Source organism: Bacillus sp. F19, assembly GCA_023823795.1.
Classification (GTDB): Bacteria; Bacillota; Bacilli; order Bacillales; family Bacillaceae; genus Bacillus_P.
Map to the genome: position 1 here is coordinate 1,149,316 of CP085710.1, position 19,031 is coordinate 1,168,346.

Annotated in this window: 18 protein-coding genes and 2 pseudogenes; 14 read left to right on the forward strand and 6 right to left on the reverse strand. The window is 41.6% G+C overall.

The genetic code is table 11. The annotated features are described in order from the left end of the window. Positions 1 to 26 precede the first annotated feature (26 nt). From LIT25_05855 to LIT25_05865, 3 genes and pseudogenes are all read left to right on the forward strand, one after another. A complete protein-coding gene (locus LIT25_05855) occupies positions 27 to 332 on the forward strand; it encodes a hypothetical protein (protein ID USK34874.1) in 306 nt (101 codons plus the stop codon). A gap of 106 nt (positions 333 to 438) precedes the next feature. Next, a pseudogene (locus tag LIT25_05860) lies at positions 439 to 1,635 on the forward strand (threonine synthase). 80 nt (positions 1,636 to 1,715) lie between these two features. Continuing rightward, a complete protein-coding gene (locus LIT25_05865; protein USK34875.1) occupies positions 1,716 to 2,090 on the forward strand; it encodes a DUF948 domain-containing protein in 375 nt (124 codons plus the stop codon). Positions 2,091 to 2,114: 24 nt separating this feature from the next. Here the strand turns inward: LIT25_05865 and LIT25_05870 are convergent, their stop codons facing one another. Beyond that, on the reverse strand, positions 2,115 to 3,050 hold the full coding sequence (locus LIT25_05870) for a YafY family transcriptional regulator (protein USK34876.1): 936 nt from the start codon (positions 3,048 to 3,050) through the stop codon (positions 2,115 to 2,117). Between the two features lie 93 nt (positions 3,051 to 3,143). Between LIT25_05870 and LIT25_05875 the strand changes: the two genes are divergently transcribed. Continuing rightward, positions 3,144 to 3,668 (forward strand): dihydrofolate reductase family protein, encoded by a 525-nt coding sequence (locus LIT25_05875; GenBank protein USK34877.1) that lies wholly within the window; start codon positions 3,144 to 3,146, stop codon positions 3,666 to 3,668. A gap of 36 nt (positions 3,669 to 3,704) precedes the next feature. On the opposite strand, the gene LIT25_05880 is transcribed toward LIT25_05875, so the two are convergent. Beyond that, positions 3,705 to 4,946: an AraC family transcriptional regulator gene (locus tag LIT25_05880; GenBank protein USK34878.1), complete on the reverse strand. Its 1,242-nt coding sequence runs from the start codon at positions 4,944 to 4,946 to the stop codon at positions 3,705 to 3,707. Positions 4,947 to 5,116: 170 nt separating this feature from the next. Here LIT25_05880 and LIT25_05885 point away from each other — a divergent pair, with 170 nt between their 5' ends. Together LIT25_05885 and LIT25_05890 are read left to right on the forward strand one after the other, a co-directional pair. Continuing rightward, positions 5,117 to 5,482, forward strand: coding sequence for a hypothetical protein (locus tag LIT25_05885; GenBank protein ID USK34879.1), 366 nt, complete (start codon positions 5,117 to 5,119; stop codon positions 5,480 to 5,482). Further along, positions 5,482 to 7,047 carry a cation acetate symporter gene (locus LIT25_05890; GenBank protein ID USK34880.1) on the forward strand — a complete coding sequence of 522 codons (1,566 nt, stop codon included), beginning with the start codon at positions 5,482 to 5,484 and terminating at the stop codon, positions 7,045 to 7,047. The genes LIT25_05885 and LIT25_05890 overlap by 1 nt, the downstream gene beginning before the upstream one ends. 206 nt (positions 7,048 to 7,253) lie before the next feature. Here LIT25_05890 and LIT25_05895 read toward each other — a convergent pair whose 3' ends face one another. The 3 genes from LIT25_05895 to LIT25_05905 are packed head-to-tail and all read right to left on the reverse strand — an operon-like array spanning position 7,254 to position 10,360. Then, positions 7,254 to 8,858, reverse strand: coding sequence for a YndJ family protein (locus LIT25_05895; protein USK34881.1), 1,605 nt, complete (start codon positions 8,856 to 8,858; stop codon positions 7,254 to 7,256). Continuing rightward, positions 8,845 to 9,447 carry a DUF4166 domain-containing protein gene (locus tag LIT25_05900; GenBank protein USK34882.1) on the reverse strand — a complete coding sequence of 201 codons (603 nt, stop codon included), beginning with the start codon at positions 9,445 to 9,447 and terminating at the stop codon, positions 8,845 to 8,847. The genes LIT25_05895 and LIT25_05900 overlap by 14 nt, the downstream gene beginning before the upstream one ends. A 10-nt stretch (positions 9,448 to 9,457) precedes the next feature. After that, complete coding sequence (locus tag LIT25_05905) at positions 9,458 to 10,360, reverse strand: DoxX-like family protein (GenBank protein ID USK34883.1); 903 nt, start codon at positions 10,358 to 10,360, stop codon at positions 9,458 to 9,460. Between the two features lie 87 nt (positions 10,361 to 10,447). Between LIT25_05905 and LIT25_05910 the strand changes: the two genes are divergently transcribed. The 5 genes from LIT25_05910 to LIT25_05930 all read left to right on the forward strand — a co-directional run bounded on the left by LIT25_05910 (position 10,448) and on the right by LIT25_05930 (position 15,071). Beyond that, the gene (locus tag LIT25_05910) at positions 10,448 to 11,020 is read left to right on the forward strand and encodes a histidine phosphatase family protein (GenBank protein ID USK34884.1); all 573 of its coding nucleotides are present in this window, start codon (positions 10,448 to 10,450) and stop codon (positions 11,018 to 11,020) included. A gap of 77 nt (positions 11,021 to 11,097) precedes the next feature. Further along, positions 11,098 to 11,952 (forward strand): AraC family transcriptional regulator, encoded by an 855-nt coding sequence (locus LIT25_05915; protein USK34885.1) that lies wholly within the window; start codon positions 11,098 to 11,100, stop codon positions 11,950 to 11,952. A 252-nt stretch (positions 11,953 to 12,204) separates the two neighbouring features. Beyond that, positions 12,205 to 12,924: a DUF2161 family putative PD-(D/E)XK-type phosphodiesterase gene (locus tag LIT25_05920; protein USK34886.1), complete on the forward strand. Its 720-nt coding sequence runs from the start codon at positions 12,205 to 12,207 to the stop codon at positions 12,922 to 12,924. Between the two features lie 235 nt (positions 12,925 to 13,159). Beyond that, on the forward strand, positions 13,160 to 14,026 hold the full coding sequence (locus LIT25_05925; protein USK34887.1) for an effector binding domain-containing protein: 867 nt from the start codon (positions 13,160 to 13,162) through the stop codon (positions 14,024 to 14,026). 427 nt (positions 14,027 to 14,453) lie between these two features. Beyond that, positions 14,454 to 15,071: a DedA family protein gene (locus LIT25_05930; protein USK34888.1), complete on the forward strand. Its 618-nt coding sequence runs from the start codon at positions 14,454 to 14,456 to the stop codon at positions 15,069 to 15,071. Positions 15,072 to 15,114: 43 nt separating this feature from the next. On the opposite strand, the pseudogene LIT25_05935 reads toward LIT25_05930, so the two are convergent. Further along, a pseudogene (locus LIT25_05935) lies at positions 15,115 to 15,750 on the reverse strand (FtsW/RodA/SpoVE family cell cycle protein). A 177-nt stretch (positions 15,751 to 15,927) separates the two neighbouring features. Here LIT25_05935 and LIT25_05940 point away from each other — a divergent pair. From LIT25_05940 to LIT25_05950, 3 genes are all read left to right on the forward strand, one after another. Next, the gene (locus LIT25_05940; GenBank protein USK34889.1) at positions 15,928 to 17,517 is read left to right on the forward strand and encodes a long-chain-fatty-acid--CoA ligase; all 1,590 of its coding nucleotides are present in this window, start codon (positions 15,928 to 15,930) and stop codon (positions 17,515 to 17,517) included. A gap of 72 nt (positions 17,518 to 17,589) precedes the next feature. Next, positions 17,590 to 18,225, forward strand: coding sequence for a lysoplasmalogenase (locus tag LIT25_05945; GenBank protein ID USK34890.1), 636 nt, complete (start codon positions 17,590 to 17,592; stop codon positions 18,223 to 18,225). A gap of 15 nt (positions 18,226 to 18,240) precedes the next feature. Continuing rightward, complete coding sequence (locus tag LIT25_05950) at positions 18,241 to 18,984, forward strand: hypothetical protein (protein ID USK34891.1); 744 nt, start codon at positions 18,241 to 18,243, stop codon at positions 18,982 to 18,984. Positions 18,985 to 19,031: the final 47 nt, after the last annotated feature.

Genomic DNA, 19,031 nt, shown 5'->3' on the forward strand with positions numbered 1-19,031 from the left:
GAGATGCAGTGGGGTGTTTAGGTTTTTTGTTTAGACTCTTTTTTCTTTTGGGTGCGTCTTTTTTTGTTTTGATTACAGGAGTGCTTGCCATTTTTAAGTTTATTGCGATTCCTTTTGATGGGACCTTCGGTGAATTCCTGCAGACTTACTTGATCTGGCTTGTGGGGAGCTACTTTGTTGGGTGGTTCATTGAGGCAAAAATGAGGAATGATGATGTTGAGACCGGCAGTTTTTTTATGGATGCATTGTTGTGGTTTAATGTTTTAAATTATAAAATGATCAATCGGATTTTCAGACGAAGACATAATCGGGAAAGCAGCCGTTCGGTTTGACTATTTAAAAAAGATAAGCTATCTTTCTATACATATGCTGATCGGAAAACCGAAGGCCCTTAACATCCACTTGTTAGGGGTCTTTTCTATTTGGAGGGATTTGTTCATGAACTATAGTTATCTATCACATTTAAGCTGCCCGAAATGCGGGGCGGAGTATTCAGCAGAAACGATTCAGCAGAAACGATTCAGCAGCTTTGCGCGTGCGGATCGCCTTTGCTGGTAAACTATCATTTGGATCAAATTAAATCTGTTTTGACGAAAGAAGAGGTAAGTCATTGAGAGAACAGTCTATGGAAATATCATGAGCTGCTTCCGGTAGAAAATCCGGACAATATTGTTTCGATGGGAGAGGGAATGATACCGCTGCTTAACATGGATAGAATCGGAAGCGAACTCGGGATTCAACACCTTCTTATGAAAGATGAAGGTCTCATTCCAACCGGTTCTTTTAAAGCGAGAGGAGCTGCTGTCGGTATTTCGAAAGCGAAGGAACTGGGTGTGAAAACTTTTGCGATGCCGACAAACGGGAAGGCGGGTGCAGCGTGGTCACTCTATGCAGCAAGAGCGGGAATTGAGCCGTTTATTATCATGCCGCTTGATGCGCCTCTTATTATTAGAAAAGAAACAGCAATATCCGGTCAGTGATGCCGGAAAAGTTGTAGCGCAGCTTGTAAGTGATGAGGGTTTTTACGCTGCTCTACTCTAAAAGAGCCATACCGCATTGAAGGGAAAAAGATGATGGGGTATGAAATCGCGGAACAGCTGAACTGGAGTGTGCCTGATGTTATCCTGTACCCGACTGGCGGGGGTGTGGGCATAATCGGAATCTACAAAGCACTTCTTGAATTGCAGGAGCTTCTCTGGAGCAGCAAGGACAAGCTTCCCCGTCTTGTTGCTGTTCAGGCTGAGGGCTGCGCACCCATTGTGAAAGCTTTTGATGAAGGCAAAACGGAATCAGAGTTCTGTGAAAACTCACAGACGGATGCGTTTGGCATTAATGTTCCTAAAGCGATAGGTGATTTTCTGGTTCTTCAGGGAATTTATGAAACGAATGGCTGTGCCATTGCTGTTTCTGAAAAAGAGATTCATGCGGAGCAGTCACATGTTGCTGAATTAGAAGGCTGTTTTATTTGTCCGGAGGGGGCGGCGACTTTTGCGGCGGCACGTCTTTTAAGAGAAAGAAGCTGGATTAAAGAAGATGAGACAGGTCTGCCTGAATACTGGGCAGGGAATCAAATATCCGGAAACAGTTCATGCAGAAGCACCGCTGCTCCGAAAAGGTGAAATGCTGAAACTATAAGCTTCTACTAGCCATGGCCGAAACATATAATTTACCAATGTACAGCATGTCTTGTACATAATAGGCCGTGGAGGTGCTATATGTTAATTGAGCTAAGTGCTGCCGGAGCTGCTTTAGCGTTTATTTGTCTTGTCGGGTATTTGATTCAAACGCTCAGAAGGGGAATGATTACACTCGAAGAGACTAATGATACGCTAGTTGAGGTAAGAAAGGCTGTTCATGATTTGTCTGGTGAGGCGGAGGATCTGATTCACTCTGCCAATCAAATTACAGTCGATGTGAAAAGCAAAATGAAATCAGTCGAACCTTTGCTAGAATCTGCTCAGGATATGGGCGAGGTCATCCACAGTGTAACGAATACGGTAAAACAGGCGGCAACTGGGTATGGATATGGACTTCCGCCGGTGAAAAACGATAAGGCACCAAACCGCGAAGTGAAAATTAAGCTAAAATGAAAATTCCCCGGAAAGGGGAATTTTTTAATTGTTATACCGATCCAGCATGGCACTCGCATGTGATAATATCACCTCTATCAGTTCCTGCGGTTCTTCTACGAAAACGTCCCCTCCAAGCAAATAAAAGTGCCTGGCCATAAAGTTGATTTCATCTATAGGGATTTTGGCAGAGATGCTGCCTGTTCCATCATGTTGAAGAGTGATATGATCAGCAAGGTATGGTATGCTCTTGCATTCCCTCACTCCATTTTTCGTCAATTGAACCTTTAAAGGAATCTGTTCCCGCTGTTCCATTTTAGATACCCATTCTGATAGGTTCGTTCTTATAGATACTTCTGCATCCATGAACTTAATGCCGCAGATTCGGTCCACTCTGAATAATCGGTCCTCCTCATTGCTGTAGTCATAGGCTGGACAATACCATAACCCTTTAGATGCATAAATGCCATATGGAAGAATTTTGCGAAAGGCTTTCCCTTTCTTTCCCTCATATTCTATCTCGATTTGCGTTTGGCTGACGGCGCTGCCGAGAACATCATTTAGAAAAGGCGCGGAAATTTTCTGAGGAGGAGTCCAAAAGGACACGTGATTCCTTATTTCGTTTATTTTCTTTTTGATTGCGTCATTAAATGATAAATATAGTTTATCGGAAGCGGCCTTAATTTCAGTTTGAAACGGCAGGGTTTGGTAGTGCATCAGGTGCTCATATGAAAAATATAAAGCCAGTCCTTCGTCTTCAGTAAAGAAAAGCGGCGGAAGAATGTTATTTTTCAAAACAGTGTATCCCCCGTGAGGTCCTTGTTTACTATATATAGGCATGCCCCATTCTTCAAGCTCGGCCAAATCACGCTGGATGGTGCGGACAGATACTCCAAACTCATTAGATAATTCCTTTGCCGTTACTTTTCTGTTCCGGTTTATGTGGAACAGGATCCTGAATAATCGCTGAAATTTTGACATGTTTTTTTCCTTTCTGATCACGACTAATTCTGTCGTCATTATCTGTTACTATGAAAGCGAAAGTCAATCCTATCTACTAAAGGAGATGTAAATATGAGCCGAAAGATTGTTTTATTCATTGCAATTAGTCTTGATGGATACATTGCACGAACAGATGGGGATATCAGCTGGCTAGATGAGGTACAGGGTGAAGGGGACAATGGCTTTAGTGAGTTTATCGGATCCATTGATACGGTCGTGATGGGAAAAAAAACGTATGACCATGTTCTTGTTTTAACCAATAATCAGTATCCGTATGAAGGAAAAACCAGCTATGTATTTACAAGAAATGAAACCAGCACGAATTCAGATATTCATTTTACAAATGAAGACCCTGTTTCGTTAGCTGGAAAATTAAAATCACAGAAAGGCGAAGACATATGGCTTGTTGGAGGAGCCGGACTATTGGACAGCTTTATGAAAGAAAAATTGGTCGATGAGTACATAATCACGACTGCCCCGATTATTTTAGGTGACGGCATTCCGCTGTTTAAGACAAATAATCCTGAAATCAAGCTTAAGCTGAAGAGCACCAGACAGTTTGGGGAATTTGTAGAGAATCATTATGTGAATGTCTGAAAAAAACGCATGGAGAGATCCATGCGTTTCCTGACTTTATACGAACAGAATTTCATCCGTCAGCCGATATTCGCTCGGGGTAATGCTCACGTATTTTTTAAAGGTAGAACTGAAATAGTTCGGGGTATTAAAGCCAAGTTCATCTGCAATTTGCTCAATTGTTTGATCCGTATGCCGGAGCATCCAGACTGCGCGCTGGAGCCTGACGAAGGTTACATATTCAACAAAGCTGCGTCCGGTTTCTTTTTTGAAGAGTTTGCAGAAATAAGGCACACTGATGTTAATTTGATCTGCAACAATTTTAGTCGTCAGTTCACTTTGACAGTGCTCGGCAATAAAGTTTGTGCATGTATTGATTTGAGGATTATCGGTTATTTCCTCAAAATAGCGAAGGGAGAGCCGGTTGTAGTGCGGAGTGCGTCTTGCTTTGCGTGCTTCCCGGTAAGAATGGGACAAAAGCAAAGGCTCTCTGTAAATGGAACCGACACCTATATATAAATGAATGCCATGTTTATTTCTCAGTACTTCCATTCCATGGAGCAATTTGCTTTCACCTTCCTGCCAGGACCGAATGGATGAGAAGTCATGCGGAACCTGGATGAGCATTAGCAAATGTTTTTTGTAAGCAAGAAAAGACAGCTGCTGGCCCACTTGTGAAAAAAGCTCTTTAAAGACTGTCTGAATGAGAAGAGGGGCAGATTCTGTTTTTTCCCTGCTCTGATTGTGAATAAATCCCTGTATGAAGCAAACTGCGTTTGGAACTGAGTTATCAGGAAGATAGGGACGTGCTGCAAACAGCTCTTCTTCTGATTTTACTTCGGCACGGAGCAGTCTGCGCAGGAAAGCTTCTTGAAAAGGAAGGAGACGCGCATCTGTCCCGCGGTCATGTTCCAGCTGCTGAACGATTGAACCATAATTTGTTATGACTGCGCTTTCATTTTTATTAGACGTAATCACTTTCCTTAAGCTTTTAATAAAGGTATGTTTTTTGACGGGTTTCACAAGCATGGATTGCAGCTTCAGTTCGATGGCAATTGGAGATGTTTTCAGCATAGATGGGTCAAGAAGCGGAAAGATGATGCAGTCATGGTGCTGTTTTTGCAGCCGGTGAATTTTGACCCAGTCAAATAGCTTAGCAATCTCTACGACGGCAATATTAATAGAAGTGATCTTATTGCCTTCATCTTTTTTCAGGGAATCCTTTAATTCTTCATGTATCCATGCAGTCATTTTATCTTTTTCTGCTGTTTCTTCCACTATGAATGTAACGTTGTACACGCTTAATTCCCCATCCCTTACAGTATGTCTCTAGTACTAGTATACATGAAATGGAGAATATATTAAATATTTATATATTTCTGATAATTTATTGTAAGGTATGCCGTTTCCTTCTATTGTAAAATACAAGCATGCAGTGAAAATTGATAAAAACAAAGGGGGAACGGATTTTGGCCGCTGAGTTTAAAGACTATGATTATGTAGAAGCAGGGACAATTGACGTCCGGGAGCTTGCGCCGCTTGATCAGCAGACACGCCACTTGATGAAGAGTGAATTTCGTACAGGTTCGAAACTCACACTGTTTTATTTTGCCTTTATTTTTGCGATGCCGATTCTGAATTGGTTTGCACCCGAGTTTATGTTTTCAAGTTTTTACGGCGGAATGACATATGCCTGGTTTTTTACAGGGATTGTTGCGATGGGAATGGCCTTTATTATTGCTTATATTCATACTGCTTTATATGAGAAGAGATTGAAAAAGAGCCAGACGATAGACAGCTCCATTCATCCTTCTGACGGAAGGGGTGTCAACTGATGGCTGCTTTATTTGAACCCAAAATGCTGCTCACCATTTTTCTGATGGGAACGATTGTCTACATTACGTATCTTTCAAAGCGGAATACAACGGCTTCAGACTTTTTTGTAGGCGGCCGAAGCTTCGGCTGGTTTACAAATGGATCTGCCATCGGAGGGGATTATTTAAGTGCTGCCACATTCCTCGGGATTGCAGGCCTGACGTTTCAGCTTGGCTATGATGGAGCCTATTATGCTTTTTGCTTCTCTATCGGATTAACCCTTCTTGCAATCTTTGTTGCGGGACCGTTACGCAGATTTGGTGCTTATACGGTTGCGGATTTTCTTGGCTACCGCTTTCACAGCAAACGGGCACGACTTGCTGCGGTTGCCGTCGTATTGGCTATTTCAGGATTCTATGCTGCGCCGCAATTATTGGGAGCGGCACAAATTTTAAGCATGTTCTTTGGTACAAGTTATGAATTTGGAATTATTTTTACTTGCAGTGTCATGATCTTCTACGTTGGAATCGGCGGAATGAAAGGAACTACTTTAAACCAGGCGCTCGAATTATGGATTCGTCTTGGCGCATTTATTTTAATGGTAGTAGCGGCGATATACGGCGGTTTATATTATGAAAGAATTCTTGCATCCGTTACAGAATTTACAGGAACCATTGCCGGAACTGCAACGTTTGCTCCTGACGGAAAAGACGTTGTCCATGACGGTCAAACTTGGATTGGCACCGGAAACTACTTTCCTTCCTTCTGGCAGACCATTTCTATGACAATCGGACTTGCGTTAGGTACGATTGGTCTTCCGCATATTCTATTGCGCTTTTATACAAACCCAAGTGCAAAGGCTGCTCGTAAATCAGCTCTTATGGCGATCTTAATTGCAAGCGTTTTCTTTTTCTTCGCGGTTTACCTTGGAGCAGTTGGAAGATCAATTTTCTTAAGCGGTTCAGCGGATCCTCAAGTGATGAAAGATCTTGTAGCCGGAGGAAACAACATGGTCATTCCTTCAACTGCACAGGCTCTAGGCGGAGAATGGCTGCTTGGGCTTGTTATTGCAGGTGCATTTGCAGCAGTATTCTCAAACTTGTCCGGATTATTTATCGCAAGCTCTGGTGCTTTGGCACATGATTTATATGCAACTTTTTTAAGAAAGAATATTACTCAAAAAGAACGCGTTATTGCAGGTAAGGTCTCGATTCTCGTTTTAGGTGTTCTATATGGAGCACTTGGTCTTCTTGTAAAAGAAGCATCAATTGGTCACCTTGTTGCACTGGCCTTTACTGTTGCTGCAAGTACATTTACACCTATCTTCATCCTCGGTATCTGGTGGAGAGGCATGACAGAAAAAGGGGCAATCGCAGGACTGGTTCTCGGGCTGCTCTCATCCATGTATATGATTTTCTTCCCGACGACACTGCCTGAATTCCTTCAATTCAGAGTACCTGGCCTGATCACCGTTCCAATCGGATTCCTGTCTGTTTATATTGTATCGAAACTTGACCGTAAAGTTCCTTCTGATGTAAACGACTTTATGAGAAAAGTGCATTCGAAAGAATCTGAGATTGCTTGACAAATAGGGAAGAGGGCTGAAACAGCCCTCATTTTTGTGGTGCTTTTTGGATGTGTATAGAGCCGGTTCCTAATGGAAAAGGCGGACGCAGCTATCATGTCGTTTTCCTGAAAAAAGTACATCATAGCGGTTGAATGGAACAGAAAAACCGTCTTCACCCTGAAAAAAGTGCGTCAAAGCGGTTGAACATAAAAAAACTCCTTCAACTATAAGGAGTTTTCTTGTTTTTTTACAATTGAATAATAAATAGTCAAAAAGGGAATCGAAAAAATCCACATCTTATGCTTTGCTTTAAGATTACTTCCAGCTGTTTCCTCAACATGAAAAACTTCCTCAATCGGCAGCTTGAAAAGATATTGTCCAAAAGCTAAGTACACACCGCCATCTGAATCCGGCTTCTCTCTTTTACTTGAAAGCTGAAGGTTCTGCCCATTCTGCTTGAGTTCCAGTATCCCAATCATGGCTGAGCGAGGGAGAGGAAGCGCAATGTTCATATAAGTTTTTTCATTTGTTCTGTGATACGAATAGAGGGCTACAAAGGCAGTTTCGCCATTTACTTTCCTCACCCATGCCCGGGCAGATTCTCTGTCATCGTTTTCTTTTTTTACCGGATAGATGTTTCCGGTCATTTCAGCCTGCTTGCTTGATACCGGCAGATTAATTTGCTTCACTTGCCGGCTGATAAATCGGTAGAGGATTGCGAATGTCTTGAACCAGTTGTGCCATTTCACCTCTGCAAGCAGGCGGTATTGATTCGTATTTTCATAAAAGCTGATAATGTCTTTAGACAGGGTATTCAGAGAAATGTGAGGTTCATAGATTCCCATATTATCTACCAGTCCCTCGTATTCAGCTGAATTCTTGTCTGCTATCTTATCCAGTATTTTTTCGCCAATCACTCTTTTTCCTCTGATTTTGCTGATTGGAAAGGCCGCAGCATCTGGGGCAGAAGGCGTGAAATTGGACCATCCAATCACCCCAAGTAAAGCAAATAAGCCGCAATTCAGCATGCCATGAAAATTAAGCATAAAGGTAATGGTTACGGTGAAATCTCCCCATACATTTCCCAGGGCATAAGCCAAAGAAAAAAGAATCGTGATCCCAAGAGATGAAAAGGACAGTCTGATCAGCCATTTCGCTTGTTGAAGCGGCACATTAAATGAGAGATAGATCAAACCATATATGCCAACAATGTAAAATAGGACCGACAATAGCTCAAGCCAGACTGAAAAGGTAATCCCCAGCGCTACAATAATTGGGGATACAATCAGGATTGAAGTCGAAAGCCGGTAAAATGGAGGTTTCGAAATTCTTCCCAAAAACCCTGCAAAAATCGGCAGCAAAAAGGAAGAATAGTGAAAGTGAATGCCTGTCAGCCACCTGATGATAGGGGAAAAGCCAGTTTCAATATCTGCTATATGGGCAAAGAACCAAGCCCCGCCGACCATTAAGGAAAAAAGACCTATATCCACGGAAAATTCCTCAAAATGGATAAAACCCCGGCTTAAAAAACGTGAGCATCCATAAGCTGCTGTGATAATCGTAAAGAACAAATAGACACCTGCAAAAAAGACATCAAATGAGTTTTCACCCGTTATTTGCAAGATAAATACAGATGCATAACCAGGAATCGAAACATAGGGATACAGCTTATAAAACCAGTCCCCTTTTTTCATGACGAGCTGCAAAACTAGCGGAACATAGACAAGCTGTGCTGCTGTAAGCAATAAAAAATACCATGGACCTGCATGGAAAAGCACGGATACTAGAAATAATACAATGTGAATAATAGCTATGCTACGAAACTTCATCTGCTGTAAACTCTCCTTCATATGTAAAAACAGTGCCAATGACAGGATTTTTGACTGCAACCTTTATTAAAAAGATATTTCTTTCATCGTCATATGATTCTGTAACCGAGGCCAATCCCTGAAGCATTCTCGGCATGGGAATCTCAAGATTTCCAAGAACAAGCCGCTGACATCTGGACTCTATTTTTAATTGACCGTTATCATTCACATGGAAAGCTAAATCTGAATAGAACAGTTTCGGCTCACCCAGGTAATCTTTAATCAAGTTTCTTTTAGAATCCAGACTCATTAAGGCATTGAAGTACCTTTTCTTATTTTTAAAATAAAAGATCCGTTCCCAGTGAACCTGTTCTTCTCCATTTGAACCAGTGCACGGTGTATTCCTGATCGTAAACGGAATATCTTTCCCATACTCCGGAAATAGGAGTTTAAAGCGGACTCCTGCTAAAAAGACGGGATATAACCATTTAGGACCGCCTTTTATTGTTCTCATCACCCCTTTAGCTGTAAAGGGAAACTCATACCTTTTTTGAAGCTTGGGATGGAGCCGCTTATACTGATCGCCTAATACACTTCTATAAATAGACATCGTTATCTCCTTATCTCTTTCTCTTGCAGCTGCTGGCTGTCGGAAGGTCCCGGCTTTGGAGGAATCCAATTATAGAAAGGGTGAATAAAGCAGCATTGAAGGTAATTGGACTGAATGGATGAACCAGGTTTGCAGGCTCTGCCAAAACGGCTGAAAGCGATAGAAGCGGAAAAGCCATGATCTGCACGCCAAATAACCTTCTTTTATTAATCGGCAAAAGCCACAGCAGTCCGAAGAGAATTTCAGCTATGCCAACCGCAGATACGATTGAGGAAGCCTGTCTCATGGAAATGGACAGCAAGTTTTGCGTCATAGATACTTCTTCGGGCTGCTGAAAAAGCAATTTAGGCACTGTGCCGTGATAGGTCCATATAAAAAAGAAAAGATAGGAAATAAGCCATGTACTAAAAAAGCGTAAATACTGGGAGGATGGCGCTTCGTTCTTTTCAAGCCATCTTTTCAGGACATCAAAGCTTAAGGCAGTTGCCCAGCCGATTAACGGCCGAAAGATCATTCCATCACAGAACGTTCCTAATCGGCCAAAGTTCACTTTATAATCGTATTGTGTCAGAAAAGTCAGTGTGTCTTGTTTTTGTATGTACTTCCAGTAACCCTTGCCTTCTTTGATAAGGGAGATTTTTTGATCAGTTCCGAAATGAAGGGAGGATGTCCTCGATCCATCTTCAGCATGAAAGGTCCCTGCACTTTTTCCCCATCCATGGACGCTCTGCCCAAAGCCAATGTTGGTTTTGTATAAAAAATGCTGAGGTTCGTTCTCTTTTTTCGGAAGGTATGTAATCGATGAAAAACGCAAATCCCAGCTCGAATGCAAGTCTGGAGTTTGTGTTGCGTTCCATAGTTTTTCCATGTCTGAGCCGATCGGTATTTCTACGAAAATTGGTTTTCTTTTCATCGTCTTCACCTCTCTTTTAGAGTATCATAATCTTAGATGGAAGAATTAGAGAATGATAGAAATTAATTGAAAGGAAATGATCCAATCATGACGAAAATAGGGATTATCCGCCATGGACGCACGGCTTGGAATGTAGAGAGAAGAGCACAAGGGAGCTCAGATATTCCGCTTGATGAAAATGGAATGGAAGAAGCCGTGAAGCTTGCGGAAAGGTTAAGCTCTGAGGACTGGAATCTGATTTATGCAAGTCCGTTGGCAAGGGCAAAACAGACCGCGGAATACATAGCAGCAAAGCTTGGAAATCTGCCCATTCAATTCGATGCAAGACTAAAGGAAGTGGACGGAGGTCAAATAGAAGGAACGACAGAAGCGGAAAGAATAAAGAAATGGGGAGCTGACTGGAGGGAGCTCGATCTTGGAATTGAGAAGACTGACGCTGTCATCAAAAGAGGTCAGTTGTTTTTTGAAGAATTAATAAAGAAGCACCCTGAAAAAAACATTTTGATTGTCAGTCACGGAATGTTTATCTCCCACTTTTTAAGACAGGTTGTGCCTCATTTAGAAATGAAGGATGCACTGAGAAATACGTCGATCTCGACAATCGTCAAAGGGGAAAAGGGATGGAATTGCGACTTATATAATTGTACAAGACATTTGTAAGAGCAGTCACCACAAAGCATAAAATGACAGGATTGAAAGAATCTGAATTGGTAAGATTGGTTCAAGGAGTGAGCGATATGACATGGATTAAGTCAATACAGAAGGCGATTGACTATATGGAAGAACATTTGCTTGAAGATATTTCGATTGAGCAGATTGCTAAAGAGGCAAATGCTTCAGCCTTTCATTTTCAGCGGACGTTTACAATCTTAACGGACATTTCTGTTGGGGAATATCTTCGGCGCAGACGTTTAACATTAGCCGCCCAGGAACTTGCAAACAGCAGCTCTAAAGTGATTGATCTTGCCTATAAGTATGGCTATGACACTCCCGAATCGTTTACAAAGGCTTTCAGAAGGCAGCACGGGATTTCACCTAGTGATGCCAGAAAAAGCACGTGTAAACTAAAATTCTACAGCCGCCTGACCATTCAGGTGAGTTTGAAAGGGGCAGATCCATTGAATTACAAAGTGGCAGAACGAAAAGGGTTTGATGCAGTCGGGATTAAACGTGAGTTTTCTTGTGAGAATGAGGAAAATCTGATCGGAATTCCTAAGCTTTGGAATGAAGTAAATCAGGATGGAACCAATGAGCTGCTGATGAATCTGAACAATGGAGAAATTAAAGGCGTGATGGGGATTTGTGTAGCAGGCAGTAACAAGATGATGGATTATTGGGTAGCTGCAGAGTATGAAGGTGAACCGCCTGAAGGCCTGTCAAAGCTTACAATTCCAGCGACAAAATGGATTGTATTTGAAGTTCATGGCTCAATGCCGGATGCCATGCAAAATACGTGGAAGCAAATTTTCTCAGAATGGTTCCCGACGAGCGGATATGAGCATGCGGGCACACCTGATTTAGAGGTGTATACAAATGATGATCCATTTAGCTCAAACTATTATTCAGAGATTTGGATTCCTGTAAAAGCATAAAAGACAATAAAAGATAAACACTCTTAATTTATTTTGAGTGTTTTTTTTTTTGCAATAGGAAAAGGCTGATGCAAATTTAACATCAGCTCCCATAATCACGAAGCTACTTGTCAAACCATCTTTTCCAAAGCTTTGTAGACTGTGCAGCTTCATTAATCGTTTCATTTTCAGGTGTTTCTTCAATTGCTGGTGCGTTTTTTAATTAGCATTTTATGATAGTGTTAGATTAAATGAAAATGCGGGGTATAAGGAATGAAACAAGATAAAATTTTAGAAAAGGATTTATATCTGCCAATACAAAGATATTTTCTAAAACGGGGATTTGAAGTGTATGGAGAAGTAAATGACTGTGATCTGGCTGCGGTTAAGGCTGAAGAGCTGATTTTAGTAGAACTGAAGCTCAGGTTAAACGTAGAACTGCTCATTCAGGCTGCGAAAAGACAGCGGTATACTGAGCAAGTTTATATTGCTGTTCCCAAACCATCATACAGTTTGCGTTCAAAAAAATGGAAGGATCTTTGCTACTTGGTGAAGCGGCTGGAGCTCGGTCTGATTATCGTATCTTTTCGTCAAGGAAAAGGCTATGCTGAAATGAAAATGGAACCTGCTTCCTTCGATAGAGGTAAAAGTATGAAGCAAAGCAAGAAAAAGAGAGACAGAATACTCGCTGAAATTGCCGGGAGAAGCGGAGATCACAATGTCGGCGGAGTGAATAAAACGAAAATCATGACAGCTTACAAGGAAAGGTGTATTCACATTGCCTGCTGCCTCGACCGGAAAGGTCAGCTCAGTCCTAAAATTCTCCGTGAAATGGGAACTGGTGATAAAACGCTCTCGATCTTAAATAAAAATTACTATGGCTGGTTTGAAAGGGTAGAAAGAGGGACGTATATCTTGAGTGAAACCGGGAAAAAAGGATTGCTGATGCATGAAGCATTGAGTGAGTACTACTATACTAAGATTGAAGATTAGATCCTGCGGTTATGTGTGCTGCAGGTTTTTAATGTTTTTTAGCAGAACAAACGGATTTAATAGGTGATTGACGGCTGAAAATCTGGCAATTTCGGCTTGAAAAAGATCGGGTTTGGCTGAAAGCAATATGAGATGATGCAAGTAATTATTCGAAATATAGCACAAAAAATCAAAAAAGGAATACAGGCATCTTGTAAAATATGGGTATAAGGACGACGAAGAAGGGTGTGAAGACATGGATACATACCATCGGATTCAAAAAGCAATTGAGTATATTGAAACAAATCTTTTTGAAGATTTAAAGATTCATCACGTTGCATCTCAGGCTTTTTTCTCTCCGTTTCACTTTCAGAGAATGTTTCAGGCAATTTCAGGATTTACTGTTCAAGAATACATTCGAAACAGAAGGCTGTCTGAAGCAGCTGTTCTTCTGAAAAAAGACATTCCTATATTACAAATAGCACTCGATTGCCAATATGGCTCGCAAGAATCGTTTACAAGATCATTCTCTGCATTCGCAGGAATACCGCCATCTAAGTACCGTAAATCACAGATATCCCTAAAGCTGCAGCCTAAAATGAATTTTCTGGATTTCAAGCAAAGGATGAGAGGTGAAATTCATGTGAACAAGCCTCATATTGTAAACCTTTCCCCTATTCATATCATTGGATGTGAATACAAAACAAACTTAAACAATGATGCCCATTATGAAGAAATACCAGGATTCTATCATGATTTCGGCATGAATGAATACTACATGAAAATAGCGGATAAACTCGCGCCGGGCATGTCCTACGGGATCGCCTGCAGCTTTGAAGATGATGGAGGTTTTTCATTTATCATTGGTGAGGAAGCAAAAGAATCAAATGCTAAATTGCATGAGCCCCTTATTCATTTTAAAATTCCTGAAGGGAAATACGCGGAATTCAAAGTGAATGGCTCCGCTGACATGGTTCAAAATAATCGCAGGTACATTTACGGCACTTGGCTGCCTCAATCCAACTTTGAACGGAGAGAGGGGCCGGATTTTGAGGTAACGGATGTACTGGGCTCAAGCTACCCTGACAAAATGAAGATAAATATTTATATTCCTGTTTATTAAACCAATTCTTCCGAGAAGAATTGGTTTTTTGATGGAAGAAATCTGTAAAATGGGTTTAGATCTGATGTGAGGAATCATACACATCCAAGGGTTACCCGATTCATGTTTTTGCGCAGTTATGGGGAATCTCTCTATGATTACCCGATTAAAAAAAACGGCCAAATAAGGTCCCGAATAGAAAATATTTTTTCCAAGCTTACTCACAAATGGTTTGAGATTCTAAACGTATAGTACTATTCTTATAGATAGAACAACGTTTTGGAAAGGAGAACCATGCAAACTAAAAACAAATTACACACAACCCTTAAGAAAATAAATAAAGAGATTTAAGATTAAAAACAAGAACTGATCCAAGCTATAAAAGTAGAAAAGAGCATCAAAAAATGATTTTTAGTAAAGAAAAGGCCTCAGTGAAGGAGTGAAGTAATTGGAGAACTGGATTACGGATTTTATGGAGCAATATGGATACTTTGGCATCTTCCTGATGATCGCATTAGAAAACATTTTCCCTCCTATTCCTTCAGAAGTTGTATTGCCTTTTGGAGGCTTCATGACAACCAATTCCGACATGAATGTGATTGGAGTCATACTTGCCGCTACAGCAGGTTCTGTTGTCGGAGCAGTTATTTTATTCTGGATCGGACTGCAGCTGGATGTTGAACGGCTCGAAAAAATCATTGATAAGTGGGGACATATCCTAAGAGTAAAGAAGAAGGATGTGCACCGGGCAGATGCATGGTTTGATAAATACGGCATATGGACTGTTTTTTTCTGCCGTATGATTCCGCTTCTTCGCAGCCTCATCTCCATTCCGGCAGGCATGTCGAATATGAATTTCCTGAAATTCGCTCTATTTACAACTTTTGGAACCTTGATCTGGAATATTGCACTTGTTATGCTGGGGGCATCACTCGGTGAAGCCTGGCCTAAAATCAATGATTATGTCGGCGTCTATTCGTCAGTCATTTATGCAGTTCTTGGAGTTGCAGCTGTTGTATTTATTATCTGGTTTATTCGCAGAAGGCAAACGAAGAGTACACATTAAATGGATGAAAAAGACCCAATCCGAGTGGGGATTGGGTCTTTTTTTATGCAGCCTGCGGCTTACTGTATGCCTGTTTAAATGTATTCATCATGGAAATGTTCACAAGCATTCCAGCAGAGATGCAGAGCAGGATCAGCGATGATCCCCCGTAGCTTACGAATGGAAGGGTAACACCCGTAATCGGAAGCAGTCCGACTACAGCTCCAAGGTTGACGATTGCCTGAATTCCGATCATGGATGAAATGCCAATGGCAAGGAGTGAGCCAAATGGATCGGGACAGTTTTTGCTGATCGCAAAGCCTTTTAACACGATAAACGAAATCAGCCCGATGACAAAGAGTACTCCGAACAGTCCTAGCTCTTCACTGATGACCGCCATAATAAAATCCGTATGGCTTTCCGGCAAATAGCCATATTTTTGAATGCTGTTTCCAAGGCCGAGCCCGACCATGCCGCCGCTGCTGATTGCATAGTAGGAGCTGACCAGCTGATAGCCTGAATCGGCGATATTTTCAAAGGGATCCATAAAACCTGTGAATCTCGAAATTCTCTCAGATGAGAAGACATCGGCTAATTTATTTGTGACAAATAAAAGCAAAAGCCCGATCGTCACTGCAAGCGCTATAAAGGCCGATAATTTAATAAAGCTTTTTAACGTAATACCGGAACAAAGAATGATGATCGCAGCATTCAGAGGTCAGCGCCGGTTTCTTTAATTTGATCACTGAGGGGACAGTTAAAATTAGCTTCCAATCTATTAAGACTGCATCATACTTGTTATATAACACATTCTCACATTTGTGCTATAATTATTTTGAAAAATAATTGAATATTTCGACTAAAAGGGGATGAAGAGATGAAGGTGCCATTGCTGCTGCCTCAGTTTTTGGATCGGGCTGTCAAGCTTTACGGGGAGAAAACAGCTGTGATTGATGAGTTAAAAGAATTTACATATGCAGAGGTAAATGAAAGAGTCAATCAGCTTTCGCGGGGGCTAAGGGAATTAGGGATTGAAAAAGGGGATCGTGTTGCGTATCTTGCACCAAATTCTTCTGAAATGTACGAGGGGTTTTACGGGGTTCTTCAGCTTGGAGCGGTTATTGTTCCTCTGAATACACGACTGATTCCGGATGATTATGTGTATATATTAAATCACAGTGAAACAAAAGCATTGTTTGTTGATCATGAACTTTATTCACAGATTGAGCCTGTCGCAGATCAATTGAAAACCGTTAAAACAATTATTGTCCACGGTCTTGAAATCAGTGAAGACGGGCCGGTTGCTTATGAGCAATGGCTTAGTCAATTTGAAAAACATGAAATCGATCGTCCTGAGATGGAGGAGGACGATCTGGCAACTCTCCTTTATACTAGCGGGACAACCGGAAAGCCTAAAGGTGTCATGTTGACACACCGCAGCAACTATTTGCATGCACTCGCTTCGATGCATCATCTTCGGGTTTCTGATCGGGATGTTCTTCTGCATGTTCTTCCGATGTTCCATGTCAGTGGATGGGGATCGCCATTTTATTACACGGCAAATGGCGCGACACAGGTATGTCTTAGAAAAGTGCTGCCGGCCGATATTTTCAAAAAGATAAATGACTATAGAGTAACCGTCATGCATATGGCTCCAACTGTCCTAAACAGCCTGCTTCAGTTCTCGGAAGTGAACGGCTTCGCAAAACAGCCGCAGGATATCCGGATAGTCATAGCAGGATCTGCCCCGCCGCCTGCATTTGTGAAGCGGGTGGAAGAGGAATTGAAGTGGGAGTTTATCCAAGTCTATGGCATGACTGAAACATCCCCGCTAATTACAACTTCCATTATTCGTGATACACAGGAGCGTCTTTTGCCGGAGGAAAAATATCGTTTAAAAGCAAAAGCAGGCTATCAGTTCATAGGAAGCGATGTGAGAGTTTTTAATGAGCTTGGAGAGGAAGTTAAGCACAACAGTCAGGAAATCGGTGAGATTGCGGTGCGCGGAAACGGAGTAATGGAAGGCTATTGGAACAATCAGGAAGGAACAGATGATGTCATTCGCGGCGGCTGGTACTATACCGGTGACATGGCTGTTGTGGATGAGGATGGCAACATTGAAATTGCTGATCGAAAAAAAGATATTATTATCAGCGGAGGAGAAAACATTTCTTCCATCGAAGTCGAAGGCGTCCTGTATGATCACCCTGCAGTGCAGGAGGTCGCTGTCATTTCTGTCCCCCATGAAAAATGGGGAGAAACGCCGCAGGCCATTGTCGTCATAAAGGATGGACTGCTGACAAGCGAGGAAGAACTTATCGCCTTTGCGCGCAGCAAGCTAGCCCATTTCAAAGCTCCGACGAAAGTGATATTTGCAGATGAGCTGCCTAAAACGGCATCAGGCAAAATTCAAAAAGTTCATCTTCGGAAGGAATTCTGGAAGGAAAAAGAGAAGTTTATAAACTGACAAAATAGGAATGCACGATCAAAAGAAAACCAGGGAAACCTGGTTCTTTTTTAGGGGAAAAAGGGGTGACACATGTTTACAATTCTTTTAATTATGTTCGTTTTTGCTTCTGGAACGGCTTACATGGCAGCCATTTATTATAAAAAAGAAACATGGATTTATGCGCTGAAACCAGGAACGATGCTTTTGATCATTGGAATTGCCTTAATTAATCTGAAGGCCGCCGGCATTTACGGAATACTGGTTGTCTCGGGATTGCTGTTTTCGCTGGCAGGCGATGTCTTTCTCATGCAGCCTGCTGATCGTTTTTTGCAGGGGTTAAGTTCTTTTTTCATAGCTCATGTTCTTTACACTGCGGCATTTATCTCTGAGCGGGACGGTGCAAGCAATCCCCTTATTTGGAGTGTGCTGATTGTCATTGCTCTCCTCTTTTTCCGCCTTCTTTTTAAGGGAGTAAAAGAAAAAGGGGGGATTGTAATGATCGCAGCTGTTTCGCTGTATATAACGGTCATTACACTGATGACCGGGACGTCTTTTTTCAGCGGACAAGTCCTGATCATTGCAGCAGCATTATTCTTTTACCTATCAGATGCAGTGCTGGCATGGGACCGATTCAGGAGTTCTTTAAAATACAGGGACTATATGGTGATGAGCACTTATTTTCTGGCGCAGCTTCTATTTGCTGTCAGTGTCTATCTTTTTAAATAAGGAAGGGTGATAGAAATGAAAGCAACAGATGAAATCTTATCAGTATGGAAGAAATTTGATGAATTTCCGATGGAAACCCTTACTAAGGCATGGTATTACGGGAAAGCCGGTTCAAAAAAGCAGAGAGATCTTTCGTTAATGAAGGAACACAAGGAGCAGTACGGCATAACAGGCAACTGTTTTGATTTATCGATTTGGCTGCTGGATGAGCTTGCAAAAGGAGGAATTGATGCTTACCCAATTGGATTAGATCATGCAGCTGTCATTGCGCTTGATGAATTGGGCAGAAGATATTTGTGTGACTTGGGAGATCAGTGGCTGAATCCAATCTTGATTGACGCCAAAGCACAGGATTTCACGACTGAAAAACTAAAGGGATTTTTTCCTGCTGCAGAAATAAAGGTGGAACCGGTCGGAGATGATGTGAAGATTACTTACTATCGTCCGAATGGAAAGTCGTCCGCACAAATCTATCAGACTGTACCTATCGATCGAACACTGTTCATGGCTGCAGCTGAACAATCTCAAAATACAATCAAGCGGGAGCCTCTTTTAGAAAAAAGAGTTGAACTTGGAAAAGAAACAGCTCATTTTGAATTTTATAATTGGAAAAGCTTTTTAAGCACCAATAGCGGATTGTTTGACGACCTGGACGCAGAAACCATAGATGAATGGGCTGATCGAATTCATCAAAAAACGGCGTATGATAGAGAGTTTCTATTGGAAACATTGATGATTTATAAAAAGATGGAAAAATAGTTGTGTGTTTTCCTATTCTTGTTATGTTATATAATGGAAGATTGTAA